Origin of the sequence: Polynucleobacter sphagniphilus, from assembly GCF_029892205.1 — a bacterium.
Classification (GTDB): Bacteria; Pseudomonadota; Gammaproteobacteria; order Burkholderiales; family Burkholderiaceae; genus Polynucleobacter; species Polynucleobacter sphagniphilus.
The window spans coordinates 48,780-69,867 of sequence record NZ_JARXVX010000003.1 but is presented as its reverse complement, the minus strand read 5'-3'; the positions used below and the strand labels follow the sequence as shown (position 1 = coordinate 69,867).

Genomic DNA, 21,088 nt, shown 5'->3' with positions numbered 1-21,088 from the left:
TTAATCGAAAATGACTTGGCTTCAAAACCTGTTTAATTTTCTAGCGCTCAAACTGCTGCGCTTATTTGCATTCTTACCTTACAGCCTAACAATTTATATTGGTTATGGCTTAGGTTGGTTGGCTGCCCACATACCAAATGAACGCGCTCGGGTAGTCAAAACCAACCTGCGGCTGTGTTTTCCCAATTTGAGTGAAAAAGAAATTGACGCTTTAGCACTAGAACACTGGAAATTATTTGGGCGCAGTGTCATTGAACGCAGTCGCATTTGGCTCGGTAGTGGCAGGCAAATCACTGACATTGTCACCATTCGGTCGGCCATCACCCTTGGAGATCGTAAGCCTCGCCTACTCATCAATCCACACTTTGTGGGATTAGAGGGAGGCTTCATGGCTCTGTCAGTATTAGCCGCTGAACATGACTGGCCCAGAGGGGCAGGCCTATATCAAAACATGAAAAATCCATTCTTTAATCAAAAGATGATCGAGTGGCGCAATCGTTTTGGTGGCAAGTCTATTGAAAGACAAAGTCGTCTACGTGATTTGATTCGCGAGATTCAGACGGGTAATTTTATTTTTATTGCCCCTGATATTGATCTTGGTCCTCGTGACTCAGTCTTTGTCCCATTCTTTGGCATTCAAACCAATACGATCACTTCAGTCTCCCGTTTGGCAAAATTAAGTGGTGCGGAAGTATGTCTCATGACTACCACCCTCAATCCAGACCGTAAGGGCTATACCTGCAACATTAGCGAACCGTTACCCAATTTTCCTAGTGATGATGTAGAGCAAGATACGGCTCGACTCAATCGCTATATCGAGGATCTTGTTCGCGAAAGACCGGCAGAGTACTATTGGGTACATAAGCGCTTTAAGCATCGCCCCGCAGGCGAACCCAGTCTTTATAACTAAATGGAATTCCTTTGAGCAATACAGCACGCAAACTTCGCTTTACTAAAATGCATGGCGCGGGCAATGACTTTATTGTGCTCAATGGCATTGACCAAGATTTAAGCAGCATTACTACAGAACAATGGAAGCAATTAGCGCACCGTCAATTTGGCATTGGTGCCGATCAAATTCTCTTGGTAGAAAAAGCCACTCGCCCAGATGCTGATTTTCGTTATCGTATTTTCAATGCAGATGGTGGCGAGGTAGAGCAATGTGGCAATGGGTCACGCTGCTTTGTACGCTATGTACAAGACCACGGGCTATCCAACAAAAATCCTTTGCGCGTTGAGGTAGCTCATACCATCCTCACACTGCTGTCCCATGAAGATGGGCAAGTAGAGGTGAATATGGGTGCACCTATTTTTGAACCTAGTCGTATTCCATTTAACCCGGCAGGTTTACCAAGCAAGCAAGACTTTCATGAAACTGTTTATGCCTTAGCTGTTAGTAATAATCCAGGTCATCATGATGACTGGATTAGCGTAGTGTCTATGGGCAACCCTCATGCAGTGCAAGTCGTAGTCGATGTTGAAAGCGCGCCTGTGCTTACAGAAGGTCCGTTGATTGAGAGTCATCCCGCTTTCCCAAACCGTGTCAATGCCGGCTACATGCAGGTTATGAATCGCCATGAAATTAAATTACGTGTATTTGAGCGTGGGGCTGGCGAGACCTTGGCTTGCGGTACTGGTGCATGCGCGGCAGTCGTAGCAGGGATTCGTCGGGGTATGCTCGATTCACCCGCACTAGTTCACACCCGTGGTGGCGATTTAACAATTGGATGGGGCGGCATTCACAATAATGTTTGCGAGCCAGTCATCATGACTGGGCCCGCCATCACGGTCTTTGAAGGTGAGACTGATTTTCCTGCTTAAGTTCTTAGGCAGGAAACTTAAATACCATATTTTTCGCGGTAGGCTTTCACAGCCGGCAAATAGGCACCGAGCTGACTATCGCTTGAAGCAGTTAAGAAAGCCATCAAATCAGCTAAATTAGCAATCGCAATCACCGGCAAACCAAATTCTTGCTCCACCGCTTGAACTGCAGACTTGTCTCCAATCTCAGTGGCTGTTCCAGACTTTTCCATGCGATCCAAGGCAATGAGTACCGCAGCAGGCTCAGCCCCAGCAGCACGAATCAATTGCACCGACTCCCTTACCGAGGTACCGGCCGAGATCACATCGTCAATGATGACCACCTTGCCTTGAACGGGAGCGCCCACCAAGGTGCCGCCCTCACCATGATCCTTGGCTTCTTTACGGTTATACGCATATGGCACATTTCGACCAGCCTGCGCTAAAGCAATCGCGGTAGCGGCCGCTAAGGTAATCCCTTTATATGCAGGGCCATAGAGCATGTCATATTGAATGTTCGATTCTTGGAGGGCACGAGCGTAATACTGCCCCAGCGCGTTTAAGCGTACGCCGTCATTAAATTCGCCAGCATTAAAGAAATAAGGGGTCAGTCTGCCCGCTTTGGTTTTAAACTCCCCAAACGACAATACTTTTGCCTCTAAGGCGAAACGAATAAAGTTAACTTGATTTGAATTTTCTGAGCTCATAGGCCTACATGTTACGCATCATTTCCGCCAACCTCAACGGTATTCGTTCTGCAGTCAAAAAAGGCTTCCTGCCATGGATGACAAAACAGCAGGCCGACTTTGTCTGCCTACAGGAACTGAAAGCCCAGCGCGATGATCTGGACGATGCCATACTCAACCCAGATGGGATGCATGGCTTTTTCCATCATGCAGAAAAGAAGGGTTACAGTGGCTGCGGCATTTATACCCCCCATCAACCAGATGAAGTACTTTATGGTTTTGGTAATGAGGAGTTTGATGCTGAGGGCCGTTATGTTGAGGCTCGCTTCAAAGGCTTATCAATTCTTTCGGTATATATGCCCTCCGGCTCCAGCTCCCCAGAGAGACAGGAGGCTAAATTTCGCTACCTTGACGCCTTTCTGCCGCACCTCATCAAGCTTAAAAAGTCTGGTAGAGAAATCGTACTGTGTGGTGATGTGAATATTGCTCACAATGAAATAGATCTAAAGAACTGGAAAGGCAATCTCAAGAATTCTGGCTTTTTGCCAGAGGAGCGCGCTTGGCTGAGCAAGCTGTTTGATCAAGTCGGATACGTTGATGTCTATCGTCAAATTGAACCAGAAGCGACTGAAGCTTGTTACACCTGGTGGAGCAATCGGGGGCAAGCTTATGCCAAAAATGTGGGTTGGCGTATTGACTATCACCTCGCCACACCCGATATTGCAGCGACCGCACAATCGACTTCTATATACAAAGATGAGCGCTTCTCAGATCACGCGCCCTTGATTGTGGATTACGACTGGTCTATTTAAGTACGCTCAGATTCTGCCGTATGATTCCACGGGGCAATCTTGAGTAGCAACAGCATTCCCGGTAGCGCCAGAGCAAAACATAAGATGAAGAAATTAAACCAGCCCAAAGCTTCAACGATATAGCCGGTCATAGCATTAATAAAAGTACGTGGCACTGCAGCCAAGCTGGTAAACAAAGCAAATTGCGTTGCCGTATAGCGAGGGTCAGTAGTTTGGGCAATGTATGCAGTAAAAGCGGCCGTCCCCAGACCAACAGCAAAAGCTTCAAAGCCAATCACCCAAGCCAAGATCCATGGGCTTAGACCAACTTTGGCCAAAATAGCAAAGCCCAAAATAGCAATGGCCTGCAAGACGCCAAAAATCCATAGGCCGCGCGCAATGGTCATCCTCTGCAGCCAATAGGCGCCTAATAAGCCGCCGCCTAAGCTAGCCCAAAGACCGGCGTTCTTTGCTACCAAACCAATCTGTGTACGAGTAAAACCCAGGTCCATATAAAACGGCGTAGCCAAAGCGGTTGCCATGGAGTCGCCCAACTTATATAAAAAAATAAACGCCAGAATCGTGAATGCGTAACGCCAACCGCGTCGTGTAATGAATTCTTTAAAAGGCTCGATAACTGCAGCACGCAAAGTTTGAGGCGGCTTCCCGCGTAAAGTAGGCTCAGGCAACATCAGGGTTGTCAGAACGCCAATAGAAATAAATCCACCCGTAATTAAGAACACTGTGGACCAAGGCATAAAATCTGACAAGATCAAAGATAAAGAGCCGGGCACCAAAGTAGACAGCTTATAAGCATTTACAAATACGGCAGTGCCAGAACCTAACTGCGCATCAGTAAGCCATTCGCGTCGATAAGCATCGACCACAATATCCTGACTAGCAGAAAAGAATGCAACGACTGCTGCCAAGCCAACTACGATCCAAATCTCTGTTACGGGATTAAAAAATCCCATCGCCATTACCGCAGCCATGGTGATTATTTGTGTCACTAACATCCACCCCCGTCGTCTTCCTAAAAAAGGAAATGGATAGCGATCGAGAAATGGTGACCACAGAAATTTCCAGGTGTAGGGAAAACCCACTAAGGCAAATAGGCCAATTGCCTTCAAATCAACGCCGCCTGATTTAAGCCAGGCAGCTAGTAGGTTGTATAGGATGAATAAGGGTAGGCCACTAGTAAAGCCCAAAAAAGCACAGGCGATAAAGGCTTTGGTATTGCTAGGGCCTTTAAGTGAGGCAGAAGGTGTACTCAAGCGCGACGTATGCGAAACAGAGCCAAACTACCAAACAAATTGGGCATTAATGTAACTACCCGACCCTCATGCAAGATGCATTGATCAATGATTTTCAGACCAAGATTGGATGCCAGATTTTCAAAATCAGCCACCGTGAGTACGCGCACATTAGGCGTGTTGTACCACTGATATGGCAGGCTTTTGGATACAGGCATATGACCCAGTCCAACGGCTAAACGATGTGACCAGTGGCCAAAATTTGGAAAAGAAATAATAGATTCTTTACCAACACGCACCACTTCGCGCAAAATCTTTTCTGTTTGATGAATGGTTTGTAAGGTCTGAGATAAAACTACGGTGTCAAAACTAGCATCTCCAAAAAGAGCGAGTCCACCCTCTAAATTTTGCTGAATGACATTGAGCCCCTTTTGTACACAAGCAAGTACGCGAGCATCATCAATTTCAACACCATAGGCTTGCACCGTTTTTTGTGTTTGAAGATATTCCAAAAAACTACCATCACCACAACCTAGATCTAAAACCTGGCTGTTGGGTGATATCCAATTAGCAATGGCAGAAAAATCAGCGCGCTTCATGAATGAACCTCATGCATTTTTTCAAAATACGCACGAATCAGATTATGGTAGCGCGGGTCATTCAACAAAAAGGCATCGTGGCCATGTGGCGCGTCAATCTCCGCATAACTGACCTGACTCTTATTGCTTAATAAGGATTGCACGATTTCGCGACTGCGATTTGGCGGGAAGCGCCAATCTGTTGAAAAACTTACCACCAAGAATTTCGCCTGAATATCTGCTAAGGCACGATCTAGACTACCACCATAACGTCGCGATGGATCAAAATAGTCCAATGCGCGTGTAATCAATAGATAGGTGTTGGCATCAAAATAATTGGAGAACTTATCACCCTGATGGCGTAAATAACTCTCGACCTCAAACTCAACATCAAAACTAAAGCGGTAGTCATTTGATTCACCATGAGGGCGCTGTAACTCGCGCCCAAACTTTTCAGCCATATCGTCATCTGACAAATAAGTAATATGGCCAACCATACGCGCGAGTCTTAAGCCACGCTTGGGTACTACTCCGTACTCGTAATAGTTCCCGCCATGGAAGTCTGGATCAGAGAGAATGGCATTGCGAGCGACTTCGTTGAAAGCAATGTTTTGTGCGCTGAGTTTTGGTGTGGAGGCAATCACTACGCAATGATCTAAACGCTTAGGGTATTGAATCGCCCAAGCCATCGCTTGCATGCCACCCAAGCTACCACCCATTACTGCCGCAAACTTACGAATACCTAATTTATCAGCCAAGCGCGCCTGGGTATTTACCCAATCCTCAACAGTAATGACTGGAAAGTTGGCACCATATGGTTTGCCATCTTCAGGATTAATACTCATTGGCCCAGTTGAGCCAAAGCAGGAGCCTAAATTATTAACGCCGATGACATAAAAATAATTGGTATCGACTGGCTTACCAGGTCCAATCATATTGTCCCACCAGCCAATGTCATTTGCATTATCGGGGCTTGGTCCCGCTACATGATGGGATGCATTGAGGGCATGGCAAATTAATACGGCATTGCTTTTATCAGCATTTAACTTGCCGTACGTTTCAATCACTAAGTCATAAGCAGGCAGAATGGCGCCACTTTGCAAAGGCAAGGGCTCGGCAAAATGGATGGTGTTTCTAGAGAGGTTTAGCTCGCTCATTCGGAGAGAAGAATGCGAAGACTAATGTCAGAAGCTTCAGTTGGTAGTTTTTTAAAACCGCTACGCGCAAAGCGATGCCAACGTCCCAAGACAAAACTCATCAACATGGCAGCCCGAATACCCACCTCATCTTGACTCACGTGTGACCATGCACCACCTTGAGTCTGGGCAATTCTTAATGCTTGCTTCAGTGATGCCTCGACACGATCTAGAACCTGAGTGATGCGCTCTTGTAAACGATCATCCTCCTGCAGCAAAGCATCGCCCAAGAGCACGCGAGTCATGCCGGGGTTTTTTTCCGCAAAGAATAAAAGCATTTGCAACATGCCGCGCGCTTGGGCAAGACCGGATTCTTCTTTTTGATTAATCTGATTAATTAAGCCAAATACAGTCTGCTCAATAAAGGCAATGAGCCCCTCGAACATTTGCGCTTTACTAGCAAAGTGACGATACAGAGCCGCTTCCGATACTTGTATTTTGGCTGCCAAGGCAGCCGTTGTGACCCGCTCACCTTTTGGATTTTGCAACATCTCCGCAAGCACTTGCAAGATTTGCAAACGGCGCTCGCCTGGGCGTGGGCGCTTACGTGTCTTACCGGCGTCAGCAACGCTGTTGTCAACTTCTGCTGCCGGCTCGAGGGAATCACGCATAGTCATATCGCTTATTGATTGATTACCTGGAACGGATCATGGTGCCGAAAGCTTGCTCAGTCAAAATTTCCAATAACAAAGAGTGCTCAATTCGGCCGTCAATAATATGCACTGAATTGACGCCGCTCTTTGCTGCATCTAATGCTGAAGAAATCTTAGGCAACATGCCACCAGAAATAGTGCCATCCGCAAATAGGGCATCAATTTCACGCGCAGTCAAATCGGTAATCAAAGTGCCATTTTTATCCAACACGCCGGGAATATTGGTCATCATGACTAATTTTTCAGCATGCAAAATTTCAGCCATCTTGCCAGCAACCAAATCGGCATTGATGTTATAGGCTTGACCCTCGTCGCTAAAGCCAATGGGTGATATCACTGGAATAAAGGCATCATCTTGCAATGCTTTTACTACTGCTGGATTAATAGCTTCAATCTCACCCACATACCCAATATCAATTGTCTCTCCAGGATTTTTTTCATCTGGAATTAACATTTTTCGCGCATGAATTAAGCCGCCATCCTTACCGGTCAAGCCCACAGCCTGACCGCCAAAGTGGTTGATCAACATCACAATATCTTGCTGCACTTCACCACCGAGAACCCATTCAACTACTTCCATGGTTTCGTCATCAGTGATGCGCATACCTTGAATAAAGTTACCGGTCTTACCGATCTTTTTGAGGGCTTCATCAATTTGTGGGCCGCCGCCATGAACCACCACTGGATTCATACCAACTAGCTTGAGCAAAATGACATCGCGCGCAAAACTTTCTTTGAGACGCTCTTCGACCATGGCGTTCCCGCCGTACTTGATCACAATAGTTTTGCCGTGGTACTGCCGAATATAAGGCAGAGCCTCAGCTAAGATCTCCGCCTTTAATAAAGGCGAGATATCTGCGAGAGAAGGTGATTGATTAGACATTTTTAAGATTAATCGCCAAACAGCTTTTGGCGTAATTCACGACGCTCTTGAGCCTCAAGAGATAAATTAGCAGTTGGCCTGGCAATCAAACGATTCAAGCCAATTGGCTCACCGGTTTCTTCGCACCAACCATAGTCGCCTGATTCAATGCGCGCTAAAGCTTGCTCTACTTTTTTGAGCAACTTGCGCTCACGATCACGCGTGCGCAATTCAAGCGCGTGCTCTTCTTCAATCGTTGCGCGATCGGCTGGATCGGGAACCAAAATATTTTCACGAAGGTGCTCTGTTGTTTCAGAGGCATTCTTCAAGATGTCATCTTTCAGGGTATTAAGCTTCTGACGGAAAAAATCCAACTGAGCAGCATTCATATAGTCCTTCTCGGACATTTTGAGCAATTCAGCTTCAGTGAGAGGCGCACCCTTTGGAGCTTTGCTAGCTGTCTTAGTAGCCGCAGTGGATTTTGTTGCTGTTTTAACCATCATTCATTCTTTCAGTGGATTTGAAGCATTATTGCCTCATTCTGCCAAAGTTTTAAGACCTTTTACCAATATTGACCGTGGCGGCGGATTGTACTCGCAATTTAACTAGGCCAAACAACCCTCAAGCCCCGCCAGTAGGGTATCTTTGGGTAGGTCGATGCCGATAAACACCATCCGGGTTTGCTTGTGCTCAGCACCCCAAGGACCGGCCAAATCGCTGCCCATCATCTGATGAACGCCCTGGAACACGACTTTTCGGTTACTTCCCTTAACGTAAAGCACCCCTTTGTAGCGCAGCATCTTCTCGCCAAAGATCTCCAAAATGCCTCCCAGGAAGTCTTCCAATTTTTTATGATCAAAGGGTTTATCACTACGAAAAACGAAGGATTGGATACGATCAGTATGGCCTGCATGGCCATGATGGTCGTGGGAGTGGTCGTGCCCACAATGACTGTGGTCATGGTGATCATGGCCATGGTCGTGCCCGCAATTGCTGTGATCTTGATCCTCGGCCTCCAAAAAATGGGGGTCAATATCCAGTTTGGTATTGAGATTAAAGCCTTTTAGATCCAATACCGCATCTAAGGGCACAACCCCTTTAGAAATCCCAGCTATTGGGGCTCTCGGATTCATATGCATTAAACGGTTACGCAATGCATCCACCTCAGTAGGGCTGACTAAATCCGTTTTGGTGATAAATATTTGATCGGCAAAGCCCACTTGGCGCTGCGCTTCTTCATGTTCAGTTAATTGTTGTTGTCCATGCCTGGCATCTACCAATGTGACCACAGCATCCAATACATAGTGGTCGGCAACGTCATCATCCATAAAGAAGGTTTGCGCAACTGGCCCTGGATTAGCTACACCCGTGGTTTCAATGACCACGCGCTCAAAGCTAATTTTTTTCTCTTTACGCTGTTCCCATAAGGCATTTAAGGCCTCCACTAAGTCGCCACGGATGGTGCAGCAGATGCAACCATTGCTCATCTGCACAATATTTTCTTGGTTGTCCTGGACCAAAATATCGTTATCAATATTTTCCTCGCCAAACTCATTCTCAATCACGGCAATTTTCTTGCCATGTTGCTCAGTCAGAATGTGCTTTAGCAAAGTGGTCTTACCGCTACCCAGAAAGCCAGTCAGAATCGTTACAGGAATTAAAGCCATTAAAAATCCAATCTAAATCGAGTGTGTCGCGTTCTCAAACCGAGAAACCCCCTATATTACCGAGTTCCTCAGCCTTTGCCAGCCTTTGCTCTAGGATGGGCTTTGTCATACGCCTGCGCCAAATGCTGAAAATCCAAAGAAGTGTAGATCTGGGTGCTGGCAATGCTGGCATGACCCAACATCTCCTGAACCGCTCGTAAATCCTGTGAAGACTGCAAAACATGGCTGGCAAAGCTATGCCGCATCATATGCGGATGAACATGGGTTGGCAGACCGGCCCTAATAGCCAAGGAGCGTAGACGCGCTTGTACCGTACGGGGCGATAAACGCGCGCCCGTAGCAGAAAGAAAGAGGCCCGCAGAAATCATTTGTCTATCGAGTGTGTCCCTGTGCTCTCGCCATTTAGATAATGACGCCATTGCTGGCGCACCAACAGGGACAGAACGTCGCTTGCCTCCCTTACCTAGTACCGTCACCTCGCCCGCATCCCAATCCAACCAACCAGCCGACTCATGCTGACGATCCTTGCTTTGCATGACATCAATTCCGAGCAACTCGGAAAGGCGTAAACCAGAGGAATACAGCAAATCGATGATGGCGGCATCCCGAATCGACTCGAAATCATCCCTCTCTTGTGCTTCGCGTACAGCTTGATTTACCAAAGATAGGGCCTGTTCTACAGACAGGGCTTTTGGCAGCGACTTCAAACGCTTGGGTGCCTTGACATCATCAACTGGGTTGGCGAACAACTTATCGGCAGCATTGGCCACACCTGGACTCCGTCTGGCATCCCGCTCGGTTAACCAGTCATACCAACCACGCCAAGCTGATAGACCCCGGGCAATGCTTCTAGGGGATTTACCTTTGGCATGCATTCTGCCAGCCCAACGACGAATATGCGCATTGCTGACACACAATAGATCAGTCGTATCTTCGGCTGCAAAAAGCTGCAGTGCCCCCAAATCCATTTGATAGGCCTTAAGGGTGTGTGCGGACAACTGACGCAACACATGTAAGTCATGCAAGTATTCCTGCATGAGTGGATGCAGTTCAGTCAGTCGGGGATTCATATGCTTGGATACGATCCAAAGCTGCTGCCGTTAATTCAGCGATCTGACGCAGGTAAAAGGCACCCATATCAGCCGTGAAACGCGTGGCATCCGAACTAGCAAGCAGTAACACCGCCGGAGATTGAGGTGTAGCAGCGGCCTTACCTAGGGGTAAGCCGATAGCGACCATGCTTTGCCAATTTGGATCAATCATTGTTTGGGTTGCCAATAAATCCACACTCGCTGCCGCCAATTCTTTAGCAGACCCACATAAGGGAGTATCAACCCAAGGACCAAATGCAGCGTTTGGTGAGAGTAGTTGTGCAGACTCGACTTCAAACACATCAGCCAAACCAGAGGTAATTGCGTCCTCTACATCGGCCTTGTTATTTGCTTTCATTAAACGTAATAACCATGCTACTAAGCTTTGTTGGGTTTTATCGTTACGACTACCAAAGTGCAACATCTCACTTAAACGACGATTGAGCTCTTGATTCTGCGTGCGCAAGACTGTCATTTGTCGCTCTTGCAAAGAGATAGCTCGATCTTCATGCGGATGTTTAATACGAATTTCATTGAACAACTCTGCATAACGCTCAAAGAAACCTGGGGTGGAGCGCAACCACTCCGCTACCAATTCTTCTTGCTCAGCTTGCTTTGGATCAATCGCGCTCATCGTCTCTTTCTTTTTACAAATTGGTTTTAACTTAATTTCTTACGCAGCAACTCATTGACTTGACCTGGATTGGCTTTGCCCTGAGAGGCCTTCATGATTTGCCCGACCAAAGCATTAAATGCCTTCTCTTTTCCAGAACGGAATTCTTCAACTGATTTCTGATTGGCTACCAGTACCTGATCAATCATTGCCTCCAATGCACCACTATCGCTAATTTGCTTCAAGCCCTTCGCCTCGATAATCTCATCAACTGAACTCAGTGGTTTACCAGCTACGACATCTTCCCAGAGAATGGCAAAAATATCTTTCGCAATCTTGTTCGATATCGTGCCATCAGCAATGCGAGCAAGTATCGGTGCGAGATGTTCTGCCTTGAGGGGCGCATCTGCAGTGGCCATCCCTGCACGATTTAAAGCGGAAGCAAATTCACCTGTAATTAAATTAGCGGCAGCCTTCGCAAGAGACTTATCCACCAAAGTTAATAGAGTCTCAAATAATTTTGCGGTATCGCGATCCTGTGTCAGTAACTGTGCATCGTAGGCGCTCAGGCCAAAATCTCTTTGCCATCGTTCACGCAGTTGCGCAGGCAATGCCGGCATTTGGCTACGCACATCAGCAATCCAAGCCTGATCAATGACTACTGGCAATAAATCAGGGTCCGGGAAGTAGCGATAGTCATTCGCATCTTCTTTGCTACGCATGCTACGCGTTTCCTGTTTATCCGGATCGTATAAGCGCGTCTCCTGAACAACGGTGCCCCCATCTTCTATTAACTCAATTTGGCGGCGCACTTCATATTGAATGGCCTCTTCCAAAAAGCGGAATGAATTAAGGTTTTTAATTTCGCAGCGCGTACCAAATTCAACTTGTCCTTTAGGGCGCACTGAGACATTGGCATCGCAACGGAAAGAGCCTTCTTGCATATTCCCATCACATACCCCCAACCAAACAACTAAACCATGCAGCGCTTTTGCATAAGCCACTGCTTCTACTGCGCTACGCATGACTGGTTCAGTCACAATTTCAAGTAGCGGTGTACCAGCGCGATTGAGATCAATGCCACTAGAAGCTTCACCATGCGGACCAGTGAAACCTTCTTCATGAACAGATTTGCCCGCATCTTCTTCCATATGCGCTCGGGTGAGCTCAACAACCTTCACCTCATCGCCTACCAAAATTTCTAATTGGCCACCAACTACTACCGGAATTTCAAATTGACTAATTTGATAACCCTTTGGCAGGTCAGGATAGAAATAGTTCTTGCGCGCAAAAATGCTGGCTGGCGAGATCTTTGCACCTACCGCCAAACCAAAACGAATGGCGTGCTCTACCGCTTGGCGATTGAGTACAGGCAATACGCCAGGCAAGGCTAAATCAACAGCACATGCCTGTGTGTTGGGCTGAGCCCCAAAGCGCGTGCTTGCGCCACTAAAAATTTTTGATTGCGTTTGTAACTGCGCGTGAGTTTCTAAACCAATAACCACTTCCCATTGCATCATGCCACCTCGCTTGCTTGCCGCAAATGCCAATCGCTGGCCTGCTGATACTGATGCGCCACCTGCAATAAGCGCGCCTCAGAAAAATAATTCCCAATGAGTTGCATGCCGATGGGTAAGTCATTTGCATTAAAGCCGCAAGGCACACTCATTGCTGGTAGTCCAGCCAGATTCGTGGAAAGCGTATAAATATCTTCTAAATACATTTGTACTGGATCTTTGGACTTTTCACCCAAACGCCAAGCCACATCAGGAGCCACTGGTCCCAAAATGACATCGCATTGATTAAATGCCGCCTGAAAATCTGCCGCAATAATGCGACGAATCTTTTGTGCCTGGAGATAATAGGCATCATAGTAACCATGGCACAGTACATAAGTGCCAATCAAAATACGGCGTCTGACTTCAGCACCAAAACCTTCCGTCCGAGACTTTTGGTACATATCCCCAAGGTCTTTATATTCATTTGCGCGATGTCCATAACGTACACCATCGAAACGACTCAAATTGCTTGATGCCTCGGCGGGTGCCAAGACGTAATAGACTGGAATGGATAATTTGGTTTTAGGCAGACTCACCTCAACTAGTGTTGCCCCCAAATCTGCCAAAGCTTTCGCTGCAGCATTTACTGCATTTGCAACATCCTGCGCCAATCCTTCTGCAAAAAACTCTTTTGGCAGCCCCACTCGTAAGCCTTCTAAAGGTTTTGCGGAATTGGTGCTGCTATCTTGCCAGGGCTTATTGAGGAAACGACTGTAGTCCTCGCCCGAATCAGCCAAGGAGGTTGAGTCGCGCGGGTCATGAGAAGACATTGCCGTTAACAATAAAGCGCAATCCTCCGCCGTTTTACCCATAGGGCCAGCCTGATCTAAGGAAGAGGCATAGGCGATCATGCCGTAACGGGATACGCGCCCATAACTAGGCTTGATGCCAGTAATGCCACAAAAGGCCGATGGCTGACGAATGGATCCGCCGGTGTCGCTACCTGTAGCAATAGGGGCCAATCCGGCAGCTACGGCAGCAGCCGAACCACCGGAGGAGCCACCAGAGACATATTGACCATTCCAGGGATTTAAGACTGGTCCAAAGGCTGAATTTTCGTTAGAAGAGCCCATTGCGAACTCATCCATATTGGTCTTGCCAAGACAGACCATTCCTGCACCATGTGGATTTTTTTCACTTGGCATTCCGAGGTTTGCCACCACGGTGGCATCAAAAGGGCTTTGGTAGTTTTCTAGAATTTTGGAGGCTGCGGTCGACTTCCAGCCCCTAGTGACGAACACATCTTTGTGCGCCACCGGAATTCCGGTTAAACGCGTACCTTTACCGGCAGCTATTAATGTATCTGCTTTATTTGCTTGCTCTAAAGATAAGTGAGCATTCACATCAAGATATGCATTCCAACGTTTTTCAGCCTCAATACGACTCAAAAAGTATTGGGTCAACTCCATACTGGAGACCTCTTTTGCGGCCAACGCTTTGGCCATTAGGGCGATGGGGGTTTGGTGCCAACTCATTCAATCACCCTTGGAACTAAGAAATAACCATCCTGCTGGGCAGGGGCAGATTGCATGTTTTCAATGCGATGATCGGACTCGCTGACCTGATCGACCCGTAAAGGCTGAGCCAGCTCTCGCAGGAAAAGAATGGGGTGAGCCAAGGGCTCCAGACCAGAGGTATCGACTGCCTGCATTTCTTCCACCAGGGAGAAAACCGCCTGCAATTGAGGCAAAACTGCCTCGGCTTCTGCCTGATTTAACTCAAGCCTAGATAGGTGCGCAATGCGCTGGACATCATCAAGTTTCATAGGTCTCTGGAGTATCATTCCTATATATATTTATTAACACTTACTATTTTCCCACTACATCATGTTTGGTTTTTTCCGCAGCTACTTTTCTAATGACCTAGCCATCGACCTAGGAACCGCCAACACCTTAATTTACATGCGTGAGCGGGGTATTGTGCTTGATGAACCCTCGGTTGTGGCAATTCGCACAGAAGGTGGTCCAAGTGGCAAAAAGACCATTTTGGCCGTCGGCAAAGAAGCAAAAGCGATGTTAGGACGCGTTCCGGGCAATATTGAGGCCATTCGCCCCATGAAAGACGGGGTTATTGCTGATTTCACCATCACTGAGCAAATGCTCAAGCAATTTATCAAGATGGTTCATGAAAGCAAGCTTCTCAAGCCTAGCCCGCGCATCATCATCTGCGTTCCTTGCGGCTCAACTCAAGTTGAGCGTCGCGCAATTCGTGAATCTGCACTCGGTGCGGGCGCTTCACAAGTATTTCTGATTGAAGAGCCAATGGCTGCAGCAATCGGTGCAGGCCTGCCTGTATCTGAGGCGGCTGGCTCAATGGTGATTGATATTGGTGGTGGTACCACTGAAGTTGGCGTGATGTCATTGGGTGGCATGGTCTACAAAGGATCTGTGCGTGTTGGCGGTGATAAGTTTGACGAAGCGATTACCAATTACATTCGTCGTAACTACGGGATGTTGATTGGCGAGCAAACTGCTGAATTGATTAAGAAAACAATTGGCTCTGCATTCCCTGGCGCTGAAGTGCGCGAGATGGAAGTAAAGGGTCGCAATCTTTCAGAAGGTATTCCACGTAGCTTCACTGTCACTAGCAACGAAGTGTTGGAAGCTTTGACTGATCCACTCAATCAAATCGTCACTGCAGTCAAAGCTGCGCTCGAACAAATTCCTCCTGAGTTGGCATCTGACATTGCTGAGCGCGGCATGATGCTTACTGGTGGTGGCGCCTTATTGCGTGACCTAGACCGCTTACTCATGGAAGAAACTGGACTCCCGATTCATATTGCTGAAGACCCGCTCACTTGCGTTGCTCGTGGCTGCGGTATTGCTTTAGAGCGTATGGACAAATTGGGTGGAGTGTTCTCGCAAGAGTAAGCGATAACGTCGGCCAGGACATTGCGACATAGCGCCCCTCCACTTTTCAGACAGGGCATTCCCGCCTTAGTAAAACTGATTGTCTGTCTGTCGATCAGCATTGCATTAATGCTGATCGATTTTCGCTTTAAAGCCCTCGATCCGATTCGCAACAATGTGAATTGGGTATTGCGTCCACTTGAATACATCATGATGGCGCCCCGGAACTTGATTGAAGCTAGCTCAGACTATTTCACTACTCGCGGAACTTTAGATCAAGAGAATCGAGAAATGAAAGCACGTCAAGCGGAGCTCTCCCTGCTTGCCACTCAATCCGAATACCTCCAAGTAGAGAATCAGAATTTACGTCAGCTCATGGACTTACAAAAACAGGTTTCTTTCAAAACCTTGCCTGTTGAAATTTTGTTTAACCCACCAAATCCAATCTCACAACGCGTTGTAATTAATCGTGGCACCGATGATGGACTCAAACTTGGTAATCCGATTGCGAATGATGATGGCATTCTTGGTCAGGTGGTGCGCATCTACGATCACTCTGCAGAAGTATCTTTGCTAGAAGATCGTGATTTTGCCGTACCAGTGCAAGTCGCTCGCAATGGCCTTCGAGCCGCCGTATTTGGTGCGGGGCGCGGCAATCCTTTAGAGCTGCGCTATCTGCCCGTTGCCAGTGATTTAGAAGTAGGAGATGTTTTATTGACCTCCGGAATTGATGGCGTATACCCGCCAGGATTTGCAGTGGCGATCATTACTCGTATTGAGCGTAATGCAGACAAGAACTCTTCGAACGTATTTTGCGAACCAGTTGCTCCTGTCAATCGCTATCGCCAGGCTTTGGCCTTCCTTTACGACCCAAAATGGGAGGCAAAAGCCTCCACCAGCTCCAATAAGACTGGGGCCCCAGTCAATAATGCGCCCGGTCGTCGCCAGACCCGCGCCCGAGGAATGCAATGATCGACTTTCAAAGCGGCTACATTCTTCGCCCAGTAAACCCTGTATTTATTTACTTCAGTTTATTTTGCGCCTTAATGCTTAATCTCCTACCAATCGGAAACTACGGTTGGGTGCCAGATTGGCTCATTCTCTGCATTGTGTTTTGGAATATTCATCAGCACCGCTATGTAGGCGTTGTATGGGCCTTCTTATTCGGCCTGCTAATGGATGTACACAACTCCGATCTGCTTGGCCTGCATGCATTTAGTTACTCGCTGGTAGCCTATATCGCCATCTCTTGGCATCGCCGCATTACTGCATTAGCAGTTTTTACGCAGGCCTTTCACCTACTGCCAATCTTCCTCTTAGTTTCTTTATTTCCAGTCTTAGTGCACTGGATGCTTAGCGGGGAATTCTATTGGTGGGCTTTAACGGGCGCGATTCAAGCAAGCATTGAAGCTATGTTGTGGCCACTTGCGACGCGAATCTTGCTTGCGCCCCAACGTCGGCCAACTGACGTTGATCACAACCGCCCCATCTAAAGCCAATGGTTTCCTTTAAAAAGCCAGACTTAGACTCGTTCCAAGAGCGCATTCATATTGCAACCTGGTTTGTCACGTTTTGCTTTTTTCTGCTAATTACCCGACTAGTTTGGCTGCAATTGGTTAGCCATAATAAATATGCAGTTCTAGCAGAAAACAATCGCATTGCCGTGGTGCCAGCACCAGCTAGCCGTGGCTTGCTGATTGATCGCAACGGAATTGTGATTGGACGAAACTATTCCGCCCTTACTTTAGATATCAATGCTGAAGAGGTTCAAGGGAATGTGGACGAATTAATTGATCAGTTATCTGAAATCGTGCTCATTTCCCCCAGAGACCGACGCAATTTCAAGCGTTCTCTAGAAGATTCTCGAAAAATGGGGACAATTCCCCTTCGTTCAATGCTAACCGAGGCAGAAACTGCCCGCTTTATGGCCAATCGTTACCGCTTTCCAGGTGTTGAAATCCGCGCCCGAAGCTTCCGAGAGTACCCGTATAACGAATTGGCCTCCCACCTCATTGGTTACATTGGGCGCGTTTCACAGCGCGACAAAGAACGCATGCAAGCCGAAATTGAAGACTCTAAAGCCGATGATCCTGATGCACTTCAGGCATCTTTTTTGCCAGGCATTCAATACGTAGGCAAGATTGGTCTAGAACAAAGTTATGAAACTGTATTGCGTGGCGTACCAGGTTACGACCAGGTAGAAATTACTGCTGGTGGCAAACCTGTGCGCACACTTTCAAGCTCACCTTCAGTGCCAGGCAAAAATGTCATTCTGTCTGTTGATATCAAATTGCAATATTTAGTTGAACAGCTTTATGGAAACTTTCGTGGCGCATTTGTAGCAATCGAACCTCAAACGGGTGATGTCCTGGCATTCGTCTCTAAACCCAACTTCAATCCAAATGATTTTGTGGAAGGCATTGACTCAGTGACATGGAAGGAGCTGAATGACTCTCCACAAAAACCACTTTATAACAGGCCACTAAAAGGTATTTATCCACCCGGATCTACTTACAAGCCATTTATGGCATTAGGCGCCTTGGAGAATAAAAAGCGCACTCCATCACAAACTATTTTTGATCCCGGCTACTTTGATTTTGGCAATCACACATTCCGCGATGATAAAAAAGGTGGCCATGGTACTGTGGACATGCAAAAGTCGATTGTTGAATCGTGTGACACGTATTACTACATGCTAGCGCGCGATATGGGTGTAGATATGATTGCGGACTTTATGAAGCCATTTGGTTTTGGCCAAATCACTGGCATCGATTTACAAGGTGAAGCAAAAGGCGTCCTACCATCTACCACTTGGAAAAAGAATACCTCTAAAAAACCAGAGCAGCAAAAATGGTATGAAGGCGAAACGATCTCATTGGGAATCGGGCAGGGCTATAACGCCTTCACGATTTTGCAATTAGCACACGCAATGGCAAACCTCGCGAATAACGGCATCGTCATGAAGCCGCACTTAGTGAAGGCAATTGAAGATCCCTTTACAAGAAATCGCACCCTGACCACGCCCAAGGAAAGCTATCGAATTGAGCTCAAACCAGAAAACATTGAAGTGATCAAAAATGCCATGGTTGAAGTCAATCGCTCCGGGACATCTGCAGCTGCGTTTCAAGGAGCTGGATATACCTCTGGCGGAAAAACTGGAACAGCTCAAGTCTTTAGTTTGAATTCGAAAGATTACAAACATGGCGCCACTGCAGAGTTTCTCCGCGATCATGCTTTGTTCGAAGCATTTGCGCCTGCTGACAAACCAACTATCGTTATTGCGATGGTTGTAGAGAATGCAGGCTTTGGTGCGCAATATGCTGCACCGATTGCTCGCAAAGCCTTGGATTACTACATTGAAGGCAAATGGCCTAAGGAGGTTCCTGAATGGAAAAGAGCCCCATAACTAAATTACGCCAAGCCTTCTTTTATATTTTTGAAGGTTTAGATCGACGCTTAGGCCTTATTTTACTTGGCTTGGCGACGGTTGGCTTTTTAACTTTTCTTTCTGCAAGTCAAAATACGCCCGTATTGGTTGAAGATGAGTTGCGTAATCTTGCATTATCTTTTGTGGTGATGTGGATTGTTTCTCGGATCCCGCCAAAATGGTTAGAGCTTGCTGCAGTATGGATTTATAGCTTGGGCGTTCTATTGTTAGTTGCAGTAGCTGCCTTTGGATTAATTAAAAAAGGGGCGCGCCGTTGGCTCAATATTGGCGTTGTCATTCAGCCCTCTGAAATTATGAAAATTGCCATGCCTCTCATGTTGGCTTGGTACTTCCAAAAACGAGAAGGCATTATTAAGACTTGGGACTATGGTGTTGCTGCAGTGATTCTGGGCATCCCTGTTCTACTCATTGCACGTCAACCCGACCTAGGTACCGCACTCCTTGTTTTTGCAGCAGGTCTTTACGTCATCATTTTGGCTGGCCTACCCTGGAAATGGATTTTGCCTTTTGTTGCAATTGGTGTTGTTGGGATTTTGCTCATCATTATTTTTGGCGGCACGATCTGTCAACCGGATATAGCCTGGCCATTTATTCAAGATTATCAAAAGCATCGAGTCTGTACCTTGCTTGATCCAAGCAGCGATCCTCTTGGAAAAGGATTTCATACCATTCAATCAATGATCGCCATCGGTTCTGGCGGCTTCTTTGGCAAGGGATGGTTTCAGGGCACTCAAGCCCATTTAGAATTTATTCCAGAAAAACATACCGACTTTGTATTTGCAGTGTATTCAGAAGAGTTTGGCTTGCTTGGCAACTTTATTTTATTGGCGCTCTTTTTTGCACTCATCAAAAGAGGCTTGACGATCTCAGCAAGCGCCCCCAATTTATTTACCCGCCTCTTAGGTGCATCAGTCACTTTAATTTTCTTTACCTATGCATTTGTAAATATTGGCATGGTAAGTGGACTACTTCCGGTGGTCGGAGTACCCCTGCCGTTCATCAGTTATGGTGGCACTGCCTTAGTAACGCTAGGTTTTGGTGCTGGAATATTAATGAGCATTCATCGCCATCGCCGCTTGGTTCAAAGCTAAATTGGATTGAGATTTTTTATAGATCCTAGCTATTTGCAGAAATAAAAAAGCCCGGCATGCCGGGCTTTTTTCTAACAAAGTAAGAATTACTTCTTACGCTTGTTAACTGAATCTTTAAATGCTTTACCAGCAGAGAACTTAACAGTTTTAGCAGCAGCAATTTTGAGTGGCTCGCCAGTTTTTGGGTTACGACCCATACGCGCAGCGCGCTTACCAGAAGCAAAAGTACCGAAGCCGATCAGTTGTACTGAATCACCTTTAGTAACAGCCTTAATGATTTGCTCAATAGCAGAATTCAATGCAAATTCAGCTTTGGCTTTTGAGATCTCAGCATCGTCAGCAATCGCTGCGATTAGTTCTGCTTTGTTCAAGTGAAGCTCCTTATATATATTGATGTCAGCGCACATTACGCTTACATGATTTTAACCATAAAAAATTACAAAAATAAAGTTGCGCTACAGCAATTTTTACTACTTATTGATTTGGGTCATCCAAAACAGTTATATCCGAGACAAAATACTCCGTATCCCCAAAACATGTTGTTGGAAGACCGATGTGTTGTTGATACTGCAATGTGACCTTTTTACCTAAATTAGCGTTAATTTTTTGCGCCACAGCATCACTCGGGACTGTGAAAAAGAATTTTTCTGACATTGTTCCAGGCATGGAAACCATTGCTAACTCACCTTCCCAGGTCTTGCAGAGATACCCGCGGTTAGAAAATTTCTGCACATATCCAGCGCGCTCACCGCTGCCATAGCTCCAATTGAGCATTGCCCAGGTATAGGCTGCCAAGAGCGCCAAGCCAATAACTATAAGAACTAGAAGGGTTTTTATGAATTTATTCATCTGTTTTTCCTTATTAATAGGGCACTACGCACCAATTAGATGCCTATCGCTAAACATATTATTCATATACTTTAAGTATAGGGGTATATCCAGTAGAGAAAA

23 protein-coding genes are annotated in these 21,088 nt (G+C 46.6%); 8 read left to right on the top strand and 15 right to left on the bottom strand.

Annotation, left to right across the window (positions count from 1 at the left end; translation table 11 throughout):
* Positions 1 to 10 precede the first annotated feature (10 nt).
* Both M2125_RS07195 and dapF read left to right on the top strand, forming a co-directional pair.
* Positions 11 to 910: an LpxL/LpxP family acyltransferase gene (locus M2125_RS07195; protein WP_280742777.1), complete on the top strand. Its 900-nt coding sequence runs from the start codon at positions 11 to 13 to the stop codon at positions 908 to 910.
* 47 nt (positions 911 to 957) lie between these two features.
* Positions 958 to 1,821: a diaminopimelate epimerase gene (dapF, locus tag M2125_RS07190; protein WP_280742847.1), complete on the top strand. Its 864-nt coding sequence runs from the start codon at positions 958 to 960 to the stop codon at positions 1,819 to 1,821.
* A 17-nt stretch (positions 1,822 to 1,838) separates the two neighbouring features.
* Here dapF and pyrE read toward each other — a convergent pair whose 3' ends face one another.
* Positions 1,839 to 2,507: an orotate phosphoribosyltransferase gene (gene pyrE, locus M2125_RS07185; protein WP_076024411.1), complete on the bottom strand. Its 669-nt coding sequence runs from the start codon at positions 2,505 to 2,507 to the stop codon at positions 1,839 to 1,841.
* A gap of 8 nt (positions 2,508 to 2,515) precedes the next feature.
* Between pyrE and M2125_RS07180 the strand changes: the two genes are divergently transcribed.
* Entirely contained in the window at positions 2,516 to 3,298 is a 783-nt protein-coding gene (locus M2125_RS07180) for an exodeoxyribonuclease III (RefSeq protein WP_076024412.1), read from the top strand.
* Here the strand turns inward: M2125_RS07180 and M2125_RS07175 are convergent.
* The 12 genes from M2125_RS07175 to gatC all read right to left on the bottom strand — a co-directional run bounded on the left by M2125_RS07175 (position 3,295) and on the right by gatC (position 14,514).
* Entirely contained in the window at positions 3,295 to 4,551 is a 1,257-nt protein-coding gene (locus M2125_RS07175; RefSeq protein ID WP_076024413.1) for an AmpG family muropeptide MFS transporter, read from the bottom strand. The two genes, M2125_RS07180 and M2125_RS07175, sit on opposite strands and share 4 nt — an antisense overlap.
* Positions 4,548 to 5,129 (bottom strand): methionine biosynthesis protein MetW, encoded by a 582-nt coding sequence (metW, locus tag M2125_RS07170; protein WP_076024414.1) that lies wholly within the window; start codon positions 5,127 to 5,129, stop codon positions 4,548 to 4,550. Before metW ends, M2125_RS07175 begins: the two co-directional genes overlap by 4 nt.
* Positions 5,126 to 6,265 carry a homoserine O-succinyltransferase MetX gene (gene metX / locus M2125_RS07165; RefSeq protein WP_277541812.1) on the bottom strand — a complete coding sequence of 380 codons (1,140 nt, stop codon included), beginning with the start codon at positions 6,263 to 6,265 and terminating at the stop codon, positions 5,126 to 5,128. The genes metW and metX overlap by 4 nt, the downstream gene beginning before the upstream one ends.
* Complete coding sequence (gene slmA / locus M2125_RS07160) at positions 6,262 to 6,915, bottom strand: nucleoid occlusion factor SlmA (protein WP_076024416.1); 654 nt, start codon at positions 6,913 to 6,915, stop codon at positions 6,262 to 6,264. The genes metX and slmA overlap by 4 nt, the downstream gene beginning before the upstream one ends.
* A 22-nt stretch (positions 6,916 to 6,937) precedes the next feature.
* Complete coding sequence (gene argB, locus M2125_RS07155) at positions 6,938 to 7,840, bottom strand: acetylglutamate kinase (RefSeq protein ID WP_076024417.1); 903 nt, start codon at positions 7,838 to 7,840, stop codon at positions 6,938 to 6,940.
* Positions 7,841 to 7,848: 8 nt separating this feature from the next.
* Entirely contained in the window at positions 7,849 to 8,226 is a 378-nt protein-coding gene (dksA, locus tag M2125_RS07150; RefSeq protein WP_198929330.1) for an RNA polymerase-binding protein DksA, read from the bottom strand.
* A 198-nt stretch (positions 8,227 to 8,424) separates the two neighbouring features.
* Positions 8,425 to 9,486, bottom strand: a complete 1,062-nt coding sequence (locus M2125_RS07145) for a CobW family GTP-binding protein (RefSeq protein ID WP_277541809.1) — start codon at positions 9,484 to 9,486, stop codon at positions 8,425 to 8,427.
* 68 nt (positions 9,487 to 9,554) lie between these two features.
* Positions 9,555 to 10,556, bottom strand: a complete 1,002-nt coding sequence (locus M2125_RS07140) for a tyrosine recombinase XerC (protein WP_076024420.1) — start codon at positions 10,554 to 10,556, stop codon at positions 9,555 to 9,557.
* Entirely contained in the window at positions 10,537 to 11,211 is a 675-nt protein-coding gene (locus M2125_RS07135) for a DUF484 family protein (protein WP_076024421.1), read from the bottom strand. The genes M2125_RS07140 and M2125_RS07135 overlap by 20 nt, the downstream gene beginning before the upstream one ends.
* 26 nt (positions 11,212 to 11,237) lie before the next feature.
* Entirely contained in the window at positions 11,238 to 12,707 is a 1,470-nt protein-coding gene (gene gatB / locus M2125_RS07130; RefSeq protein WP_076024664.1) for an Asp-tRNA(Asn)/Glu-tRNA(Gln) amidotransferase subunit GatB, read from the bottom strand.
* On the bottom strand, positions 12,707 to 14,224 hold the full coding sequence (gene gatA, locus M2125_RS07125; protein ID WP_076024422.1) for an Asp-tRNA(Asn)/Glu-tRNA(Gln) amidotransferase subunit GatA: 1,518 nt from the start codon (positions 14,222 to 14,224) through the stop codon (positions 12,707 to 12,709). Before gatA ends, gatB begins: the two co-directional genes overlap by 1 nt.
* Positions 14,221 to 14,514, bottom strand: coding sequence for an Asp-tRNA(Asn)/Glu-tRNA(Gln) amidotransferase subunit GatC (gatC, locus tag M2125_RS07120; RefSeq protein ID WP_076024423.1), 294 nt, complete (start codon positions 14,512 to 14,514; stop codon positions 14,221 to 14,223). Before gatC ends, gatA begins: the two co-directional genes overlap by 4 nt.
* A gap of 61 nt (positions 14,515 to 14,575) precedes the next feature.
* Between gatC and M2125_RS07115 the strand changes: the two genes are divergently transcribed.
* From M2125_RS07115 to rodA, 5 genes are read left to right on the top strand one after another with little or no spacing between them, the layout of a single operon-like run.
* Positions 14,576 to 15,619, top strand: coding sequence for a rod shape-determining protein (locus tag M2125_RS07115; RefSeq protein ID WP_076024424.1), 1,044 nt, complete (start codon positions 14,576 to 14,578; stop codon positions 15,617 to 15,619).
* 21 nt (positions 15,620 to 15,640) lie between these two features.
* On the top strand, positions 15,641 to 16,570 hold the full coding sequence (gene mreC / locus M2125_RS07110; RefSeq protein WP_076024425.1) for a rod shape-determining protein MreC: 930 nt from the start codon (positions 15,641 to 15,643) through the stop codon (positions 16,568 to 16,570).
* On the top strand, positions 16,567 to 17,091 hold the full coding sequence (mreD, locus tag M2125_RS07105) for a rod shape-determining protein MreD (protein WP_076024426.1): 525 nt from the start codon (positions 16,567 to 16,569) through the stop codon (positions 17,089 to 17,091). Before mreC ends, mreD begins: the two co-directional genes overlap by 4 nt.
* A gap of 5 nt (positions 17,092 to 17,096) precedes the next feature.
* Positions 17,097 to 19,004, top strand: a complete 1,908-nt coding sequence (mrdA, locus tag M2125_RS07100; protein WP_342394172.1) for a penicillin-binding protein 2 — start codon at positions 17,097 to 17,099, stop codon at positions 19,002 to 19,004.
* On the top strand, positions 18,986 to 20,137 hold the full coding sequence (rodA, locus tag M2125_RS07095; RefSeq protein ID WP_076024428.1) for a rod shape-determining protein RodA: 1,152 nt from the start codon (positions 18,986 to 18,988) through the stop codon (positions 20,135 to 20,137). Before mrdA ends, rodA begins: the two co-directional genes overlap by 19 nt.
* A gap of 86 nt (positions 20,138 to 20,223) precedes the next feature.
* On the opposite strand, the gene M2125_RS07090 is transcribed toward rodA, so the two are convergent.
* Positions 20,224 to 20,508 carry an HU family DNA-binding protein gene (locus M2125_RS07090; RefSeq protein WP_015422181.1) on the bottom strand — a complete coding sequence of 95 codons (285 nt, stop codon included), beginning with the start codon at positions 20,506 to 20,508 and terminating at the stop codon, positions 20,224 to 20,226.
* A gap of 103 nt (positions 20,509 to 20,611) precedes the next feature.
* Positions 20,612 to 20,986, bottom strand: coding sequence for a hypothetical protein (locus tag M2125_RS07085; protein ID WP_076024429.1), 375 nt, complete (start codon positions 20,984 to 20,986; stop codon positions 20,612 to 20,614).
* Positions 20,987 to 21,088: the final 102 nt, after the last annotated feature.